Origin of the sequence: Bosea sp. 685 (assembly GCF_031884435.1) — a bacterium.
Taxonomy (GTDB): Bacteria; Pseudomonadota; Alphaproteobacteria; order Rhizobiales; family Beijerinckiaceae; genus Allobosea.
The window spans coordinates 6,380,213-6,394,860 of record NZ_CP134779.1; the positions used below are offsets into that span (position 1 = coordinate 6,380,213).

Annotated in this window: 20 protein-coding genes; 4 read left to right on the forward strand and 16 right to left on the reverse strand. The window is 66.4% G+C overall.

Annotation, left to right across the window (positions count from 1 at the left end; genetic code table 11):
* Nucleotides 1-4 precede the first annotated feature (4 nt).
* Nucleotides 5-499, forward strand: a complete 495-nt coding sequence (locus RMR04_RS31020) for a hypothetical protein (RefSeq protein ID WP_311912329.1) — start codon at nt 5-7, stop codon at nt 497-499.
* A 136-nt stretch (nt 500-635) separates the two neighbouring features.
* On the opposite strand, the gene RMR04_RS31025 is transcribed toward RMR04_RS31020, so the two are convergent.
* The 5 genes from RMR04_RS31025 to ggt form a co-directional block, all read right to left on the reverse strand.
* Complete coding sequence (locus RMR04_RS31025) at nt 636-1,328, reverse strand: acid phosphatase (RefSeq protein WP_311912330.1); 693 nt, start codon at nt 1,326-1,328, stop codon at nt 636-638.
* 114 nt (nt 1,329-1,442) lie between these two features.
* The gene (locus RMR04_RS31030) at nt 1,443-1,568 is read right to left on the reverse strand and encodes a hypothetical protein (RefSeq protein ID WP_311912331.1); all 126 of its coding nucleotides are present in this window, start codon (nt 1,566-1,568) and stop codon (nt 1,443-1,445) included.
* A 50-nt stretch (nt 1,569-1,618) separates the two neighbouring features.
* Nucleotides 1,619-1,882 (reverse strand): type II toxin-antitoxin system RelE/ParE family toxin, encoded by a 264-nt coding sequence (locus tag RMR04_RS32180; protein ID WP_410492175.1) that lies wholly within the window; start codon nt 1,880-1,882, stop codon nt 1,619-1,621.
* On the reverse strand, nt 1,869-2,162 hold the full coding sequence (locus RMR04_RS31035) for a ribbon-helix-helix domain-containing protein (protein ID WP_311912332.1): 294 nt from the start codon (nt 2,160-2,162) through the stop codon (nt 1,869-1,871). The genes RMR04_RS32180 and RMR04_RS31035 overlap by 14 nt, the downstream gene beginning before the upstream one ends.
* Before the next feature lie 74 nt (nt 2,163-2,236).
* Complete coding sequence (ggt, locus tag RMR04_RS31040; RefSeq protein ID WP_311912333.1) at nt 2,237-3,991, reverse strand: gamma-glutamyltransferase; 1,755 nt, start codon at nt 3,989-3,991, stop codon at nt 2,237-2,239.
* A gap of 160 nt (nt 3,992-4,151) precedes the next feature.
* On the opposite strand from ggt, the gene RMR04_RS31045 reads away from it, so the two are divergent.
* Genes RMR04_RS31045 through RMR04_RS31055 form a run of 3 tightly spaced genes read left to right on the forward strand, consistent with a single transcriptional unit; the run spans nt 4,152 to nt 6,200 of the window.
* Nucleotides 4,152-4,760 carry a LemA family protein gene (locus tag RMR04_RS31045; RefSeq protein WP_311912334.1) on the forward strand — a complete coding sequence of 203 codons (609 nt, stop codon included), beginning with the start codon at nt 4,152-4,154 and terminating at the stop codon, nt 4,758-4,760.
* 25 nt (nt 4,761-4,785) lie between these two features.
* Nucleotides 4,786-5,595, forward strand: a complete 810-nt coding sequence (locus RMR04_RS31050) for a TPM domain-containing protein (RefSeq protein WP_311912335.1) — start codon at nt 4,786-4,788, stop codon at nt 5,593-5,595.
* Nucleotides 5,595-6,200, forward strand: a complete 606-nt coding sequence (locus RMR04_RS31055; protein WP_311912336.1) for a TPM domain-containing protein — start codon at nt 5,595-5,597, stop codon at nt 6,198-6,200. The genes RMR04_RS31050 and RMR04_RS31055 overlap by 1 nt, the downstream gene beginning before the upstream one ends.
* A 68-nt stretch (nt 6,201-6,268) precedes the next feature.
* Here the strand turns inward: RMR04_RS31055 and RMR04_RS31060 are convergent, their stop codons facing one another.
* The 11 genes from RMR04_RS31060 to RMR04_RS31110 all read right to left on the reverse strand — a co-directional run bounded on the left by RMR04_RS31060 (nt 6,269) and on the right by RMR04_RS31110 (nt 14,537).
* Nucleotides 6,269-6,670: a YbaN family protein gene (locus RMR04_RS31060; RefSeq protein WP_311912337.1), complete on the reverse strand. Its 402-nt coding sequence runs from the start codon at nt 6,668-6,670 to the stop codon at nt 6,269-6,271.
* 155 nt (nt 6,671-6,825) lie between these two features.
* Nucleotides 6,826-7,584, reverse strand: coding sequence for a DUF1223 domain-containing protein (locus tag RMR04_RS31065; protein ID WP_311912338.1), 759 nt, complete (start codon nt 7,582-7,584; stop codon nt 6,826-6,828).
* A gap of 67 nt (nt 7,585-7,651) precedes the next feature.
* Nucleotides 7,652-8,584 carry a lipid A biosynthesis lauroyl acyltransferase gene (locus RMR04_RS31070; protein WP_311915998.1) on the reverse strand — a complete coding sequence of 311 codons (933 nt, stop codon included), beginning with the start codon at nt 8,582-8,584 and terminating at the stop codon, nt 7,652-7,654.
* Between the two features lie 153 nt (nt 8,585-8,737).
* Complete coding sequence (locus RMR04_RS31075) at nt 8,738-9,760, reverse strand: zinc-binding dehydrogenase (protein ID WP_311912339.1); 1,023 nt, start codon at nt 9,758-9,760, stop codon at nt 8,738-8,740.
* 14 nt (nt 9,761-9,774) lie between these two features.
* Nucleotides 9,775-10,059: a type II toxin-antitoxin system RelE/ParE family toxin gene (locus RMR04_RS31080; protein WP_311912340.1), complete on the reverse strand. Its 285-nt coding sequence runs from the start codon at nt 10,057-10,059 to the stop codon at nt 9,775-9,777.
* On the reverse strand, nt 10,056-10,307 hold the full coding sequence (locus RMR04_RS31085; protein ID WP_311912341.1) for a CopG family ribbon-helix-helix protein: 252 nt from the start codon (nt 10,305-10,307) through the stop codon (nt 10,056-10,058). Before RMR04_RS31085 ends, RMR04_RS31080 begins: the two co-directional genes overlap by 4 nt.
* Nucleotides 10,308-10,362: 55 nt before the next feature.
* Nucleotides 10,363-11,109: an SDR family oxidoreductase gene (locus RMR04_RS31090; protein WP_311912342.1), complete on the reverse strand. Its 747-nt coding sequence runs from the start codon at nt 11,107-11,109 to the stop codon at nt 10,363-10,365.
* Entirely contained in the window at nt 11,106-12,449 is a 1,344-nt protein-coding gene (locus RMR04_RS31095) for a beta-ketoacyl-ACP synthase (protein ID WP_311912343.1), read from the reverse strand. Before RMR04_RS31095 ends, RMR04_RS31090 begins: the two co-directional genes overlap by 4 nt.
* A 10-nt stretch (nt 12,450-12,459) precedes the next feature.
* On the reverse strand, nt 12,460-13,590 hold the full coding sequence (locus RMR04_RS31100) for a beta-ketoacyl-ACP synthase (RefSeq protein ID WP_311912344.1): 1,131 nt from the start codon (nt 13,588-13,590) through the stop codon (nt 12,460-12,462).
* Nucleotides 13,587-14,057, reverse strand: a complete 471-nt coding sequence (locus RMR04_RS31105; RefSeq protein ID WP_311912345.1) for an ApeI family dehydratase — start codon at nt 14,055-14,057, stop codon at nt 13,587-13,589. Before RMR04_RS31105 ends, RMR04_RS31100 begins: the two co-directional genes overlap by 4 nt.
* Before the next feature lie 198 nt (nt 14,058-14,255).
* Nucleotides 14,256-14,537 carry an acyl carrier protein gene (locus RMR04_RS31110; protein WP_092178340.1) on the reverse strand — a complete coding sequence of 94 codons (282 nt, stop codon included), beginning with the start codon at nt 14,535-14,537 and terminating at the stop codon, nt 14,256-14,258.
* Between the last annotated feature and the right edge of the window lie 111 nt (nt 14,538-14,648).

Here is a 14,648-nt window from a genome sequence, read left to right on the forward strand (position 1 = left end):
CGCCTTGCTGCGCTGGCTGCTGCTGATCCCCTTCGCCTTGCTCGTCGCCATGGCGGCGGGGCTGTTTGCCATGCTCGTCGCCAGCGTGGTCTCGCCCGAGATCGCGCTTTTGATCGGTGGCGGTTTCCAGCGCTTGATGGAGGCGCTGTTCGGCCTGGCTGAAAGCGACATCGATCCCACGCCGGTGGCGCAGGCCGCCTTCAGCCTGCTCGGGCGGCTCGGCATGGCGATCATCGTCGCGCCGGTCGTGCTGGTTGCGGTGTTCAGCGAGCTTTTCCGCTTGCGCAGCGGGCTGATCCAGAGCGGGCTCACCGGCCTGCTGGCGACCGTAATGCCGCTCGCCATGCTGCGCCTGTCGCGCGCGCCGAGCGAGGCCGAGATGCGGGTAATCGGCGCCCTGTTCCTGATCGGGGCGGCGACGGGGTTCGTCTATTGGCTGATCGCGGGGCGTGGGGCGGGCGCCGCCCGGACCGTTCCGGCCGGCGCTCCGCCCCGATAGGCTTTGCCGCTCAGAGCCGGATGATTTCAGATGGGATCACTTGGTGATCCCATCTGAAATCTGAATCCGTCTCTCATCAAAGAGCGAGAGCAGGATCGATTGCGAAAAACCGGTTCCCGCTTTTTCGTATCCTGCTCTAAAGGCCGAGGACCTTGCGCAGTTCGGTCCTTGCGACGGCGTATTCAGCCTGGAATTCGGGCTGCTCCATGATCTTGGCGGCGATCACCGTGCCGGCGATGCGGCCGGCCTCGATATCGGCGCGGAAATGGATGCCGCCGATGATCCGGTTCTCGCCATACGCCCAGGCGCGCGCCATGATCTCATTGCGCTTCTCCGGAACCATGTTCGACAGGACGACGCCCATCAGCGTGCCGACGGTGGTGTGGCCCGAGGGGTAGGCACCGGAGTTCGAGAGCTTCACCGCGGGCTTGACCAGCGGGCTGTACTGATGCGGGCGCGGGCGCTTCCAGCTATCCTTGGCCGGGTCGACGACCTCGCCTTCGGTTGCAACGATACGGTCGAAGAAGGCGGAGAAGGCCGGCAGCGCCTCGGTCTTGAAGTTGGGGCCCATGACATTGGCGAAGCGCCAGACATTCTCGACCACATCGGCCTGGGCCTGCGCCTCCATCTCCGGCGTGCGCGTGACTTGGATGCTCAGCACCTCGGCGAGTTCGGCGCGGGTCTGGGCCGAATCATTGGCTGGTGGCGGCTTGAGCAGGGTCAGGAGATCGATGGTCTTGGCCGTGGCGAAGGGCTTTGCCTCCTCGGCGTGAACCGGAGAGAGGGTGAGCACGGCCGTCGTCAGGGCGGCGAGGAAGAGGGAGCGCATGGTGGTTTTCCTAGTGGGAAGAAACCGACGCGCCCAAAACATGACAGGGCTATGAAGCCAAGCGGGGGCTCTGCACAGCTTCAAAGGGACGTGAGCGAAAGCGGGCACTGCCTCTCAGAGCAGATGCGTGAGATCGCGGCGGCCGTCGATGACGCGGACGATCTCGACGCTGTCGATCGACCCCTCGTCGCTGTCTGGCTCGGTCTTATAAAGTAGCAGAAAGGGTGGTTCGATCAGCATGCGAAGGCTTGGCCGAATCTCGGCCAAGAGCCGGATGATTTCAGATGGGATCACAGAGTGATCGCATCTGAAATCTGAATCCGTCTCTCATCTAAGAGTGAGAGCAGGATCGCTGCGAAAAACCGGTTCCCACTTTTTCGCACCCTGCTCTCGCGCACGCCTAGGCACGGATGCTCCGCAAGGACCACGGCCTTGGCCTCAATGCGCTCGAAGTAGCGCTCGGCCGCTGCTGGGCTCTCAAGCCCAATCACCACATAGAGATCGAGCAGGTCCCTGCGCGCTTGAGGTGACCAGAGAACCTCAGTTGCGGCCACCGGCCACTGCCTTTCTGGCCTTGGCAAGACGATCGCGCGCCTCTTCGCGCAAAGCAGTCATGTCGATCGCTTTGGCTTGGCCGCTTTGCGAGCCCTCATCCCAGAGCTGCCTAAGGCGTTCGATTTCGCCGCGCCGCATATCCCTCTTGATCTGCCAGTCGCGAAGGGCGTCACGGACGACTTCGCTGGTCGTCGCATAGTCTCCGCCATCGACGGCCGCACGAACTGCGCTCAATTGCTCGCTCGTCAAGGCAATGCTGATCTTTTCTATGGTCGGCATCCGGCAATTCTCCCCGTTGAGGTGAGCGATAATGCTACTCAGTCATACCACGGGGATAAAACTTCAGGAACCGCTCAATCGCCGATCGCCACACCCTCGCGCCGGCCATCCGCGCCGCCGACGAAGCCCTCCGGCGTCTTGACGATCGCCTGGATGCCCGAGGTCATCTCCAGCAGCCGGACCTCATGGCCTTTCGCTTCCAGCGCGGCTTTCCAGGGCTCGGCTTCGGTGCCCTCTTCCAATTCGGTCGGGCCGTTGCGACTGCCGAAATTGGCGAGGTCGACGGCATTCTGCGGATCCATCTTCCAGTCGAGCAGCGCGACCAGCGTCTTGGCGACGAAACCGATGATCTGGCTGCCGCCGGGCGAGCCGACCACAGCATAGAGCCTGCCGAAGGCGTCGAAGACCAGGGTCGGCGCCATCGAGGAGCGCGGGCGCTTGCCGGCTTCGACACGGTTGGCGACGGGTTTGCCGTCCTCTTCCGGCGCGAAGGAGAAATCGGTCAATTCGTTGTTGAGCAGGAAGCCACCCTTGCTCATCAGGTGCGAGCCGAACCCACCCTCGATCGTCGTGGTCATCGCGACGGCGTCGCCATTGGCGTCGATCACCGAGATATGGCTGGTGCCGTGCTCGACGCCGTCCGAGGGCGCGAGCAATTGGGCGCGCTTATGCGGCGGGTCGCCGGGTGTGGCGCGGCCCATGGATTTCTCGGGGCTGACGAGGCTCGCGCGCGAGCGGATATAGTCGCGGTCGATCAATCCCGAGACCGGAACACTGAGGAAGGCGGGGTCGGCGAGATAGAGCGCGCGGTCGGCGAAGGCGAGGCGGCCGGCCTCGCTGAACCAGTGCACCGCCTCGGGCCCGGGACCCATGCGTGCCAGATCCTTGGTCTCGAGGATGCCGAGCATCTGCTGCACGGCGATGGCGCCTGAGCTTGGCGGGCCCATGCCGCAGATCCTGTAGACGCGGTAAAGCCCGCAGACGGCCTCGCGCTCCTCGATTTTATAGGCGGCGAGGTCGGCAAGCGTGATGTCGCCTGGATTGCTCTTGTGGCCGGTGACCTTGGCGACGATGTCCTCGGCGATCGGCCCGGTATAGAAGGCGGCCGAGCCGTTCTCGGCGATGGCGCGTAAGGTCGCGGCGAAGGCCGGGTTCTTCAGGATGGTGCCGACGGCCTTGGGCTTGCCGTCGGGCTCGTAGAAATAGGCGGCGGCGAGCGGGTCGGCGCTCAGGGCCTTCTCGCCGGCCAGGAGGCCGTTGAGGCGCGGGGAAATCGCAAAGCCGTCCTCGGCGAGCTTGATTGCGGGTGCGACAACCTGCGGCCAAGGCAGCTTGCCCCAGCGCTGATGCGCGCCCTCGAGCAACTTCAGCGTGCCCGGCACGCCGACCGAGCGGCCGCCGATGACGGCCTCCATGAACTTCATCGGCTTGCCGTCCGCGCCGATGAAGCGGTTCGGCCTTGCCGCCGCCGGCGCGGTTTCGCGCCCATCCAGCGTCGAGAGTTTCCGGCCGGCCTCATCCCAATGCACCATGAAGGCACCGCCGCCGATACCCGAGCTCTGCGGTTCGACGAGGTTGAGCACGAGCTGGATCGCGATCGCCGCATCGACCGCACTGCCGCCGGCGCGCAGGATCTCGCGGCCGGCATTGGTGGCCAGCGGATTGGCGGCGGCGACCATATAAAGCTGGGCGTGGCCGGAGGTCTTGGCGATACGCCCCGTCGCGGCTTCGGGCGCCGGAGCGAGGCTCTGCGCGACCGCAGAGCTCACGACAGCTGCGGACAGGGCGATCGCAAGGAGAGCACTCCTCGATCCTGACAGGGTCGTCATCTCGTCCTCCTCGCCGTTGCGCCGCGCTGCCAGACTAGCGCCAGATCGCGCTGGCGCGCCATGGTCTCGGCGGCAGGGCTTCGCATCCGCCTTGGAGCGGGAGCCCGGGACGGCTAAGGTCACGGTCCTGCCTGTCGATACGTCAGCAAAGGGGCCCGGCATGTCGTTCCCAGTTTCCATCGCCTTTCGCCGCAGTTTGACGGTGGCAGCGCTCGCTTTCCTCGGTTTCGCGCTCGCGGGTTGCGGTTACAACAACGTCCCGACGCTGGAGGAAAAGGCCAAGGCGTCCTGGTCCGAGGTGCAGAATCAATATCAGCGCCGCGCCGACCTGATCCCGAATCTGGTCGAGACGGTGAAGGGCTATGCCGCGCAGGAGCGTGAGGTGCTGACGCAGGTCGTCGAGGCGCGCGCCAAGGCGAGCCAGGTCAAGGTCGATGCCTCGACCATCACCGATCCCGCGAAGTTCAAGGAGTATCAGGACGCGCAGAACCAGCTCACCGGCGCGCTCGGCCGGTTGCTCGTCACGGTGGAGCGCTACCCCGACCTCAAATCGAACCAGAACTTCCTCGCCTTGCAGTCGCAGCTCGAAGGCACCGAGAACCGGGTCACGGTGGCGCGGCGCGACTACATCCAGGCGGTGCAGGCCTTCAACACCGAGATCCGCACCTTTCCGGGCGTGATCTGGGCAAAACTGCTCTGGGGCTCCAAGCCGATGGAGACCTTTGCCGCGACGGCCGGGGCGGAGCGGCCACCGACGGTGAAGTTCTGAGGCCGCGGCAGTCGCGAGGCGCGTGATGGCGCGCAGCCACCTTTGGTCGCTGATCCTGCTCGCTGCGCTCGTATGTGCGGGCGCGGGCGCCTGGGCGGCGGATCCCTCCTATCCCGCCCTCACCGGCCGTATCGTCGATGGCGCCAAGCTCATCGCGCCCGAGGCGCAACAACGCATCGAGGCGAAGATCAAGGCGCATGAGGACAAGGCCGGCGACCAGCTCGTGGTCGCAACCGTGCCTTCGCTGCAAGGCATCGGCATCGAGGATTTCGCCAATGGCCTGTTCCGCTTCTGGAAGCTCGGCGAGAAGCCGCGCAACAACGGCGTGCTGTTCATCGTCGCGCCGAATGAGCGCAAGGTCCGCATCGAGGTCGGCTACGGGCTGGAAGGGGCGCTGACCGATGCGCTCTCCAAGGTCATCATCACCACGGCGGTGGCGCCGAAGTTCAAGACCGGCGATTTTGCCGGCGGCATTGAGGGCGGCGTCGACGCGATCCTGACGATCCTCTCCGGCGATGCCGAGGAATGGCAGCGCCGCGCCCAGGTGCGGGACGATGAGAGCTCGCCGGCCGAGACGCTGGCCGTCATCCTGGTGATGCTGTTCATCTTCATCCTGGTGGTCTCCTTCATGCGCGGCCTGAGTCAGAGCGGCGGAGCCGGGAGCCATCGCCTGCGTGACGGGCGCTGGATCTCGTTGCCGCAGAATTCGAGCTGGGGTTCCGGGTCGGGCTCGAGCTGGGGAGGCGGCGGCGGTGGCTGGAGTTCCGGTGGCGGTGGCGGCTTCTCCGGTGGGGGCGGTTCGTCGGGCGGCGGCGGGGCTTCAGGGAGTTGGTGATGGATTCAGCCGACAGGGACGCGATCGCGGCGGCCGTCGCCCAGGCTGAGCGCCTGACCAGCGGCGAGATCGTGGTGGTGATCGACCGCGCCGCGAGCAGTTATCGCTCGGTGCCGATGGTGCTGGCCCTGGTGCTGTCGCTGTTGGTGCCTTGGCCGCTCCTGGCGCTGACGATGACGAGCGCGCCGCGCATCTTCCTGATCCAGTTGATCTGCGCGGCGCTGCTGATGGCCGCGCTGCTTTGGTATGGCCGCGGCGGCCGTTTCGTGCCCGGCTTCGTCAAGCGCGGCCGCGCACATGACGTGGCGCTGCGCGAGTTCACCGCGCGCGGGCTGACGCAGACGCGCGGGCGCACCGGCGTGTTGCTCTATGTCGCCTTGCAGGAGCGCTATGCCGAGGTCGTCACGGATATCGGCATCGACGGCAAGGTTGACCCGGAGGCATGGCGGGACATCGTCGCGGCCCTGCTCGACGCTGCGCGGCAGGAGCGTCTGCGCGAGGGGCTGATCGATGCGGTCGGGGCGCTCGGGCGTGTCCTGGCGCAGCACGCACCGCCGGCCGCCGATGATGTCGACGAACTGCCGAACAAGGTGATCCTGCTGTGAGGCGGCTGCGCGTCTCGAGCAGGGGCGATGCCGACAGGCTTTGAACGATCAGCCCGGGGTCACCGCAATCAGGGTACCGATGCCGGCTGTTCCGGCCGCCGCCAGACATAGACGAGCACGCCGAGCATGATCACGGCCACAACGGCCTGAAGCAGGCGGGAATTGGTTTCCAGGAAGATCAGCGAAAAGCTCGCAATCATGCTGATCGTGATCAGCCATTTCGCACTGCGCGGTATGGCGCGCGACGCGTTCCAGTTCCGGATCAGCTTGCCGAAGCGCGGATGGGTCGTCAGCCAGGTCTCCATCCTGGGCGAGGATCGGGAGAAGCAGGCCGTCGCCAGCACCAGGAAGACGATGCCGGGAATCAGGGGCACGACCAGCGCGACGACGCCGATCGCCACACTCAGGCAGCCGAGCGCGAAATAGACCGGGCGCTGCCAGCGCGGCTTCAGGGACGTATTGGGTTCCACTCGAGATCCTTGCCGCAGGGGTCGCGCCGCGCCATGGCGATGAGCCGGCTGCACGTCACTGGCATTTAGAGCAGGATGCAAAAAAGTGGGAACCGGTTTTTCGCATTAATCCGGCTCTCGGGGAGGTCGATACAAGCCGGTTCCGAGATCCTGGATCAGCGCGCGCTGCGGGCCGCGCCCAGCATCGCGGCGGGCATCATGCCGTATTTGCCGAGCGTTTCGGCCTGCACGACGACGATATAGCTGTCGGAATCGGCGGCGCGCGTCGCCGTGAGGGGAGCCGTCAGGGTCGTCTCCCCGCCATCCCATTCGCCGACGCGCACCATGCCGCGCACGACATTGGCGTAGGTGATGGTGCGGCCTTCATTCTCGCCGCGCGTGATCGGAACGGTGACCAGCTTCGCCACGGGGAGAATCCAGACGCCGGCGGGCTTTTCACCGGGGCTGGTGGAGGCTGCGATCTTGATCCGCAGCGTCGTGCCATCCTCCTGGAGCGAGAGCTTTGCGGGCAGGGCACTGGGCGCCTGCTCGCGCAGCATGCGCTCGATCTCGGTCTTGTCGGAGCCGACGATGTGGGAGGCGCCGTTGATCACGGCCTGGGGCGTGTAGACCTGGCCGTCGCCGCGGGCCTTGGCATAGAATTTCTGGCGCTTGGTGAAGACGTCCTGGCCGAGCGTGTCCTTCCAGCCGAGATAATCCCAATAGGTCACCGGCAGCGTCAGCGCGATGACGGCCGGGTCCTTGGCAATCTCGCGCAACAGCGCGTCCGCGGGCGGGCAGGACGAGCAGCCCTGGCTGGTGAAGAGCTCGACGACCGCCTTCGGCTGTATTGCCGGAGCCTGCGCATGCGCCGTCGCGCCGCCCAGGAGGAGCGCGGCAATGGATACAGGAAGGAGGCGGGCGCGAAGGGTCATGGCTGAACTCGGCGACCATTACAGCTGTGAGGTATTACCAAAGCGCTCAACAGCTCTCACTTGGAAATCACGTTGCCTTGAAAACCGGTTGAATCGTCATCGCGGGCGTGTCGCCGCCCTTGGCCGCGGCGATCAGGTTAGGCCGCCAGCGCCGATGCATCCAGAGCCATTGCTCGGGATGCTCGCGCACCCAGCCCTCGACGACGGCGGTCATCATCGCCATCGCACCTTGAACGTCGATCTCGCCATTGGCATCGCGCGGCAGGTCGAGCGGCGGCGTCAACTCCAGCCGGAAGCGATGATGGGGCAAGCGGATGACGCGCACGCCATGGACCGGGCATTCGAAGCGCCGGGCAAATTTGCCGAGAATCGGGTTGGTCAGCGCCGGCCGGCCCATGAAGGGCACCACCACGCCGCGGGTGAAATGCTGGTCGATCAGCATGCCGAGATGGCCGCCCTTCTCCAGCACGCCCTGCATGGCGAAGGCCGCGCCCTGCTTGGCGGCGGCGAGGCCGCCCATCGCGCCGGAACGGATCTCATGCACGATCGCAGCGATGGCGGGGTCGTTGGGCGCACGGAACACGGCGGTGGTATCGAGCTTGTAGGCGGCGGCGCAGATCGCCGGCAGCTCCCAATTGGCGAGATGGGAGGAGAAGATCAGGCCCGGCTTGCCATCGTCCTTGAGCGCGATGAATTGCTCGATGCCGTCGACCTCGACGCGAGACGGCGCGTCCCGGTTGTCGTCGTCATAGTCGAACAGGGTGTTGAGATGGGCGTATTCGGCGGCGGTGCGGCCGAGATTCTCCCAGGCCCCGCGCGCGATCCGCCGAACCTCGTCCTCCGCCATCTCCGGGAAAGCCGCGCGGATATTCGCGAGCGCGACGCGGTTGACCGGGATCACGGGGCTGACGCTGCGCAGCAGCCAGCCGCCGAGATCGCTCGCGCGCTCGGGTCCGAGCCAGCGCAGGACGCTAAACAGCGCCCTGATCAGGCCGATCATCACCACGGCGCCGGCGCGCGCGGCGAGAGCTTTCAGTCGTCTCAAGGTCAGCCCGGTCCCATCTCGCCCGTGCATTGAGCTTATCGGGCAGGAACCGGGGACTTGCGGCAGGAAGGCGGCTTGCGTCAAGTCTTCCGGGCGCGGACAGTCGCGTCAGAAGGCGACGATGACCTTGCCGAAGACCTGCCGGCCTTCGAGCCGGGCCAGGCCTTTTTCGAAATCGGCGAGCGGAAACACCGAATCGATCACGGGTTTCATGCCGCCGGCCATTTTTTCCAAGGATTGCGCGATGTTTTCGATGCGGCAGCCGAAGGAACCGGTGATGCGGTATTGCTGCTGAAAGAGCTGCATCAGGTTCATCGTCGTCGAGGCGCCCGACGTCGCGCCGCACGTGACGAGTCGGCCGCCGCGTTTGAGGCAGAGCAGCGAGCCGTTCCAGGTGTCGGCGCCGACATGTTCGAAGACGACATCGACGCCCTTGCGCTTGGTGAGCTGGCGAACCTCGCCCTCGAAGCGCTCGGTCTTGTAGTTGATGACGAAATCGGCCCCGAGCGCCTTGGCCTTGCGGCCCTTCTCGTCATCGCCGACGGTCGTATAGACCGTGCAGCCGATCGCCTTGGCCATCAGGATGGCGGCCGTGCCGATGCCCGAGCCGCCGGCATGGACCAGGATGGATTCGCCGGGTTCGAGCTTGGCGTTGTCGAACAGCATGTGCTGGACCGTGCCGAAGCCGATCGGCGCGCAGGCTGCGTCCTCAAAGGAGACGCCTTCAGGCGCCTTGATCACCAGGCGCGCCGATTTGTTCAGCAGTTCGCGCGCGAAGCCGTCGATATGGAAGCCCATGATGCCGGCGACGTTCTCGCAGAGATTGTCGCGGCCCTCCCTGCAGGCCTTGCAGTGGCCGCAGGTCTCGGCGCCATAGGCGGTGACGGTGTCGCCGACCTTGAGATTGGTGACGCCCTCGCCGACGCAGACGATCTCGCCGGCGGCCTCGACGCCTGCGGCCTGGGGCATCTTGCGCTTGGCGAAGGCCATGCCGCGAAAGCCCCAGACGTCGAGATAGTTCAGCGCGACCGCGCGGATGCGGATCTGCACCTCGCCGGCGGCGGGCGGCGGCGGCGGCTCGATCTCCTCGAGACGGAGGTCGCGGTCGCCATGAAGCTGGAGGGAACGCATCGGTATAGTGCCTTTCAGAACTGGTCGGGCCAGTCACGCGCGGCGTGCAGCGCGGCCAGGATTTCGACGCGTCCTTCGCGGACGCGATAGGGAAGGATATAGCTCGTGCCGGAGACCACGAGTTCACGCGTTTCCTCAACCCGGCCCGGCCGGCCTATGGCGGGGTTGTCGGCAAGCGTTTTGGCCGCAAGTCGAAGCCTTCGAACCAGTGTCAGCGCGGCAGTCGGATTGAAATCAGCGATATAATGGCCGATCTCGCGTAAGTCATCTTTGGCACGAGGCGTCCAGATCAACTTCATCGGGCGGCATCGATGCGAGCTTGCAACTCCGCTTCAATCGCGTCGAGCTCTTCCTCTGTCGCGAACTCGCCGCGGTCGGCCTGGGCGATGCCCTCCTTGATCTTGGCGATCTGCCAGGCATTCAGCTCGACATAGGATTCGATCGCCTTGGCCGCGATCCAGCTGCGCGAGCGGTCCGTGTCGGCGGCCAGCGCGTCGAGCTTGGCCAGCATCTCTTCGTCGAGGCGGATGGTGAAGGCTGCAGTCATGGCGGTTCGCTCCGGTTCGGAGTGAACCTAGCATATTTGGGTCGTCGGGTCGAATTCAGCGATGCACGCCGAGCTGCGCCGTCACTCCGCCGTCGATCGGCAGCACGGTGCCGGTGATGTAGGCTGCCGGCTCGCTCATCAGGAAGGCGGCGAGCCCCGCGACCTCCTCGGGCTTGGCGAAGCGGCCGGCCGGGATCTGGGCCTGCATCTTGTCGCGATAGGCGGCGTAGGGCGCCATCATGTCGGTGTCGACGAAACCCGGCGCGATCACGTTGACGGTGAGGCCGCGCTTGCCGGTCTCGACCGCGAGCGTCTTGGCATAGGAGATCAGCGCGCCCTTGGAGGCGGCGTAGGCGGCATTGCCCGGGTTGCCGCGCAAGGCCGCGACGGAGCCGATCGCGACGATGCGCCCAGCGCGGGCGCGGATCATGTTGCGCATCAGGCTCTTGGCGAGGCGGGTGAAGGCCCAGAAATTCACCTGCATCGCCGCTTCCGCCTTGTCCTGCGCCATCATCGCGGCGAGCGAATCATAGGGCTGGCCGGCATTGTGGATGAAGCCGAAATAGCTTTCCGCCTCGCGCCCCTCGCAGAAGGCGTCGAGCGCGGCCTTGTCGGAGAGATCGAGCGGGAGGGCGGTGAGCAGGCGATCGGGGTGGGCCGCATTGATTTCCGCGACCAGCGCCTGCGCCTGGTCGGGCGATGAGCGATAGGTGAAATCGACATCATGACCGGCCGCGGCCAGCGCACGGACGATCGCGGCGCCGACGCCCTTGGCGCCGCCTGTGACGAGGATGCGGGTCATGCGTGGGTAGGCTCCACCGTCAGCACGAGGCAGGTGTTCTGGCCGCCGAAGCCGAAGGAGTTCGAGATGACGGTGCGCACCTTCGCGTCGCGCGCCGTGTTGGGCACGACGTCGAGCGCTATCGCCGGGTCGGGATTGGCGTAGTTGATCGTCGGCGGAATGCGGCCATTGGCGATGGTCATGAAGGAGATCACGGCCTCGACCGCACCAGCCGCGGTCAGGGTGTGGCCGATCATCGACTTGTTGGAGGAGATCGGCAGCGTCGCCATGCGCTCGCCGAAGACGGCGGCGCAGCTCATCGCCTCCATCTTGTCGTTCTCGGGCGTCGAGGTGCCGTGCGCGTTGATGTAGTCGACATCGTCGGGTGTAAGCCCGGCATCCTCGAGCGCATCCTGCATGGCCAGGATCGCGGGCTTGCCGTCGGGGCTCGAGCGGGTGCGGTGAAACCCGTCGCCGCGCTCGCCACAACCGGCGACGATGCCCAGGATGGTCGCGCCGCGCGCGAGCGCATGGTCGTAATCCTCCAGTACCAGCGCGCCGGCGCCTTCGCCCATGACGAAGCCGTCGCGGTTCTTCGAGAAGGGTTTCGCGGCGGCTTCCGGCGGATCGTTTTGAGTCGAGAGCGCCGAGAGCAGCGAGAAGCGGATCAGCGCCTCGGCATGGACCGAGCCGTCGGTGCCGATGCAGAGCGCGGCCTCGGTATCGCCGCGGCGGATGGCTTCGACACCCATCTGGATCGCGGTCGCGCCGGAGGAGCAAGCCGTCGAGAGCGAGATCGGCGAGCCCTTGGTGCCGAATCTGTCGGCGATATGATCCGCGACCGCGCCGAACAGGAAGAGCTCGTGCATGGGCTTGAATTTCTGCGAGGCGGCGGCGCGCAGCAGCCCGTCATAATCCACGTCGCCTTCGAAGGTTTGGGCCAGCTCCCGCTTCTGCGGCCATTCCATCTCGACCGGCGGCACCGCCATGAAGAGCTCGCCGGGAAAATCGCCGGGCTGACCGAGGCCGCTCTGGCTAACCGCCTCGTCGGCTGCAAGCGTCGCGAGCTTTTCCGAGAGCTGCGGGGCGGTGAAGGAGCCGTCGAAGAGATAATCGACCGTGCCGGCGATGGTGGTGCGCAGGCCCTCGGTCGGGAAGCGCTCGATCCGGTGGATGCCGGATTTGCCGGCGGTCAGCGCTTGCCAATTGGCCTCCTTGCCCTGGCCGAGCGAGGTGACGATGCCAAGGCCGGTAACCGCGACGACCCGGCGGCCCTTGGCGTCGCGATGGGCCGCAGCCTGGCTGGCCGCAATCTGGTTCACTGCAGTCGGGTTCACCGCAGCCTGGTTCTTGGCGCTCATCGCTTGATCCTCACGCTTTCACCAGGCGCGCCGCGCCCTCGCCGCGCCAATGGCCGGCGCCGGTGACGATCGCCTCCTTGGCCTGCCCCGCCGAGATGGCGGCCGCGGCCAAGGCGACGGAAGCCGGGAATGCGGCCTCCACGGCATGGCCGACGAGATCGCCGGTCGCGACGCGCATGGCTTGCGGCAGCGCAGCGATGACCGAAGCCTCCTCCGCCGTGACTCCGGCGGCGCCGGTCGCGGCCGATATCGCCAGGGCGCCAGGCGCAATCGCGCCAAAGCCCGAGAGCAGTCCGCTCAGGGCCGCCTCGACCGTGCCGGGCTGGCGCTTCGAGCGCGCCGCGGCAACATGGCTCAGCCGAGCATGGATCCTGGCGCCGCGCGCGGCGGCGCGCGCGGCCGATTCGAGCACCAGGAAGGCTCCGGCGCTGCCGGTGATGAGGCCCGGCGCTGCCTCGCGCGCGAAAACCGGCGCAAATTCGCCCTTGCGCAAGTAGCCGCCGAGTTCGAGCAGCAGCAGCATGTCGCGCCGCTCGGCATTATAGGAGCCGCCAACCAGCATGACCTCGGCCTGGCCGGCCGCGATACGGGCATGCGCGGTGCGGATGGCGTCGACGCCGGCCTGCTCTTCGCCCATGAAGGTGCGCGAGGCGCCGGTGACGCCGTGGACGATGGCGATATTGCCGGCAAGCAGGTTCGAGAGCTGGGCGAGGAAGAGCGTGGGGCGCAGATCGCCCATCAGGCGCTCGTTCAGAAAGGCTCCCGGCTCGCCCGCGCCGCGCAGGCCGGTGAGGATGGCGCCGTCGACGGCATGGTCGCGCTCGCCGCCGCCGGCGGCGACGATGACCTGCAGCACGCTCTTGGCTTCGGCATCCTGCTTCAGCCCGGCATCATCGAGAGCCAGGCCAGCGGCGTAGACGCCGAGCCGCTGCCAAGGCTCCATCTGGCGCTGATCCGATTTCTTCGGGATCTGGCGGTCAAGTTCGAGCGGTTTCAGCGGGTGCAACGGATAGGGCGCGAAGCTCGTAGCGTCGGTATTCGGCACGGCGCCGACGGCTAGCGCCTGCGCATGGGTCTCCAGCCCCTCGCCGAGACTGGACGCCAGTCCGATCCCGGTGATGACGACGTCGTGCGGGTTCATCGTGCAGGCTCCGGCTTGAGGCCGATGGTTTTGATGCGGCCTTCCATCAGCGTGCGCATGTCGGCCGGGAAGGGCATCAGTCGGAACCGCAGTTCAGCGTCGCAGATCGGCTTGCCGGCGATGGTGATCTTCGCCTTGGTGGCGGCGTAGCCCGACCCCTCGATCACCAATTCGGCGGAGACGTCGAGAATGGCGTCTGGCTCGACGAAGGTGCGGAAGCGCGCCTTGTCGACCGTCATCAGGAAGGGCATCTGGGTCAGCCCGTTCAGGCCCAGCAGCAGATAGCCGGAGGCCTGCGCCATCGTCTCGGTCAGCAGGACGCCCGGTACGAGCGGATGGCCGGGGAAATGGCCTTCGAAGACCGGGCTCGCAGTTGCGGACGGTACGGTCGAGCGCGTGGCGATGCGCTTTTCCGAAGGTTCGAATGCGACGACGGTGTCGATCATGTCGAAATATTCGAGGCGCATGCGATCCTTGGCCTTGTCGGGCGCGACCGGAAACGGCGCGCGCCCGCGCCGCGGACCGAAGTCTCCGCGCGCGGGCTTGCATATGCTCTATCGGGAGAGTGTGCCCGGCTCAAGGCCGAGCGCAGATCGAGCGCGCTTCAGGCGCTGGACCTGCCGCCGACCTCAGGCCTTCTTGCGACCTCAGGCCTTCTCGCGACCTTAGGCCTTCTTGGCAGCCACGAGCTCGTCGATGCGCTTGCACAGATTCTCGAGCACGAAATACTGCTCGGCCGGCGCCTTGCCCTCGTTGACTTCCTGGGTCCACTGCTCGAGCGGCAGCTTGATGCCGAAGGCCTTGTCGATCGCGAAGGCGATGTCGAGGAAGGCGAGCGAGTCGATGCCGAGGTCTTCGATGGCATGGCTCTGCGGCGTAATCTTTTCACGCGGAATGTCGCAGGTCTCGGAAATGATGCCGGCGACCGTCTCGAACGTGGCGGACATGCGGGTGCTCCCGTCTTGAATGATGATGGCGGACGACATCCGGGCGCGGGGATCCCGCGCCTGCCCCAAGCCCCCCGCCGAGGATGACTGTGACGCCCCCTTACACCGAGG

What these genes read in the sequence shown, in the direction of transcription:
- RMR04_RS31025 (WP_311912330.1), bottom strand. Translation starts at nt 1,328, where the DNA reads ATGCGCTCCCTCTTCCTCGCCGCCCTGACGACGGCCGTGCTCACCCTC.
- RMR04_RS31030 (WP_311912331.1), bottom strand. Translation starts at nt 1,568, where the DNA reads ATGCTGATCGAACCACCCTTTCTGCTACTTTATAAGACCGAGCCAGAC.
- RMR04_RS31035 (WP_311912332.1), bottom strand. Translation starts at nt 2,162, where the DNA reads ATGCCGACCATAGAAAAGATCAGCATTGCCTTGACGAGCGAGCAATTG.
- ggt (WP_311912333.1), bottom strand. Translation starts at nt 3,991, where the DNA reads ATGACGACCCTGTCAGGATCGAGGAGTGCTCTCCTTGCGATCGCCCTG.
- RMR04_RS31045 (WP_311912334.1), top strand. Translation starts at nt 4,152, where the DNA reads ATGTCGTTCCCAGTTTCCATCGCCTTTCGCCGCAGTTTGACGGTGGCA.
- RMR04_RS31050 (WP_311912335.1), top strand. Translation starts at nt 4,786, where the DNA reads ATGGCGCGCAGCCACCTTTGGTCGCTGATCCTGCTCGCTGCGCTCGTA.
- RMR04_RS31055 (WP_311912336.1), top strand. Translation starts at nt 5,595, where the DNA reads ATGGATTCAGCCGACAGGGACGCGATCGCGGCGGCCGTCGCCCAGGCT.
- RMR04_RS31065 (WP_311912338.1), bottom strand. Translation starts at nt 7,584, where the DNA reads ATGACCCTTCGCGCCCGCCTCCTTCCTGTATCCATTGCCGCGCTCCTC.
- RMR04_RS31070 (WP_311915998.1), bottom strand. Translation starts at nt 8,584, where the DNA reads ATGATCGGCCTGATCAGGGCGCTGTTTAGCGTCCTGCGCTGGCTCGGA.
- RMR04_RS31075 (WP_311912339.1), bottom strand. Translation starts at nt 9,760, where the DNA reads ATGCGTTCCCTCCAGCTTCATGGCGACCGCGACCTCCGTCTCGAGGAG.
- RMR04_RS31080 (WP_311912340.1), bottom strand. Translation starts at nt 10,059, where the DNA reads ATGAAGTTGATCTGGACGCCTCGTGCCAAAGATGACTTACGCGAGATC.
- RMR04_RS31085 (WP_311912341.1), bottom strand. Translation starts at nt 10,307, where the DNA reads ATGACTGCAGCCTTCACCATCCGCCTCGACGAAGAGATGCTGGCCAAG.
- RMR04_RS31090 (WP_311912342.1), bottom strand. Translation starts at nt 11,109, where the DNA reads ATGACCCGCATCCTCGTCACAGGCGGCGCCAAGGGCGTCGGCGCCGCG.
- RMR04_RS31095 (WP_311912343.1), bottom strand. Translation starts at nt 12,449, where the DNA reads ATGAGCGCCAAGAACCAGGCTGCGGTGAACCCGACTGCAGTGAACCAG.
- RMR04_RS31100 (WP_311912344.1), bottom strand. Translation starts at nt 13,590, where the DNA reads ATGAACCCGCACGACGTCGTCATCACCGGGATCGGACTGGCGTCCAGT.
- RMR04_RS31105 (WP_311912345.1), bottom strand. Translation starts at nt 14,057, where the DNA reads ATGCGCCTCGAATATTTCGACATGATCGACACCGTCGTCGCATTCGAA.
- RMR04_RS31110 (WP_092178340.1), bottom strand. Translation starts at nt 14,537, where the DNA reads ATGTCCGCCACGTTCGAGACGGTCGCCGGCATCATTTCCGAGACCTGC.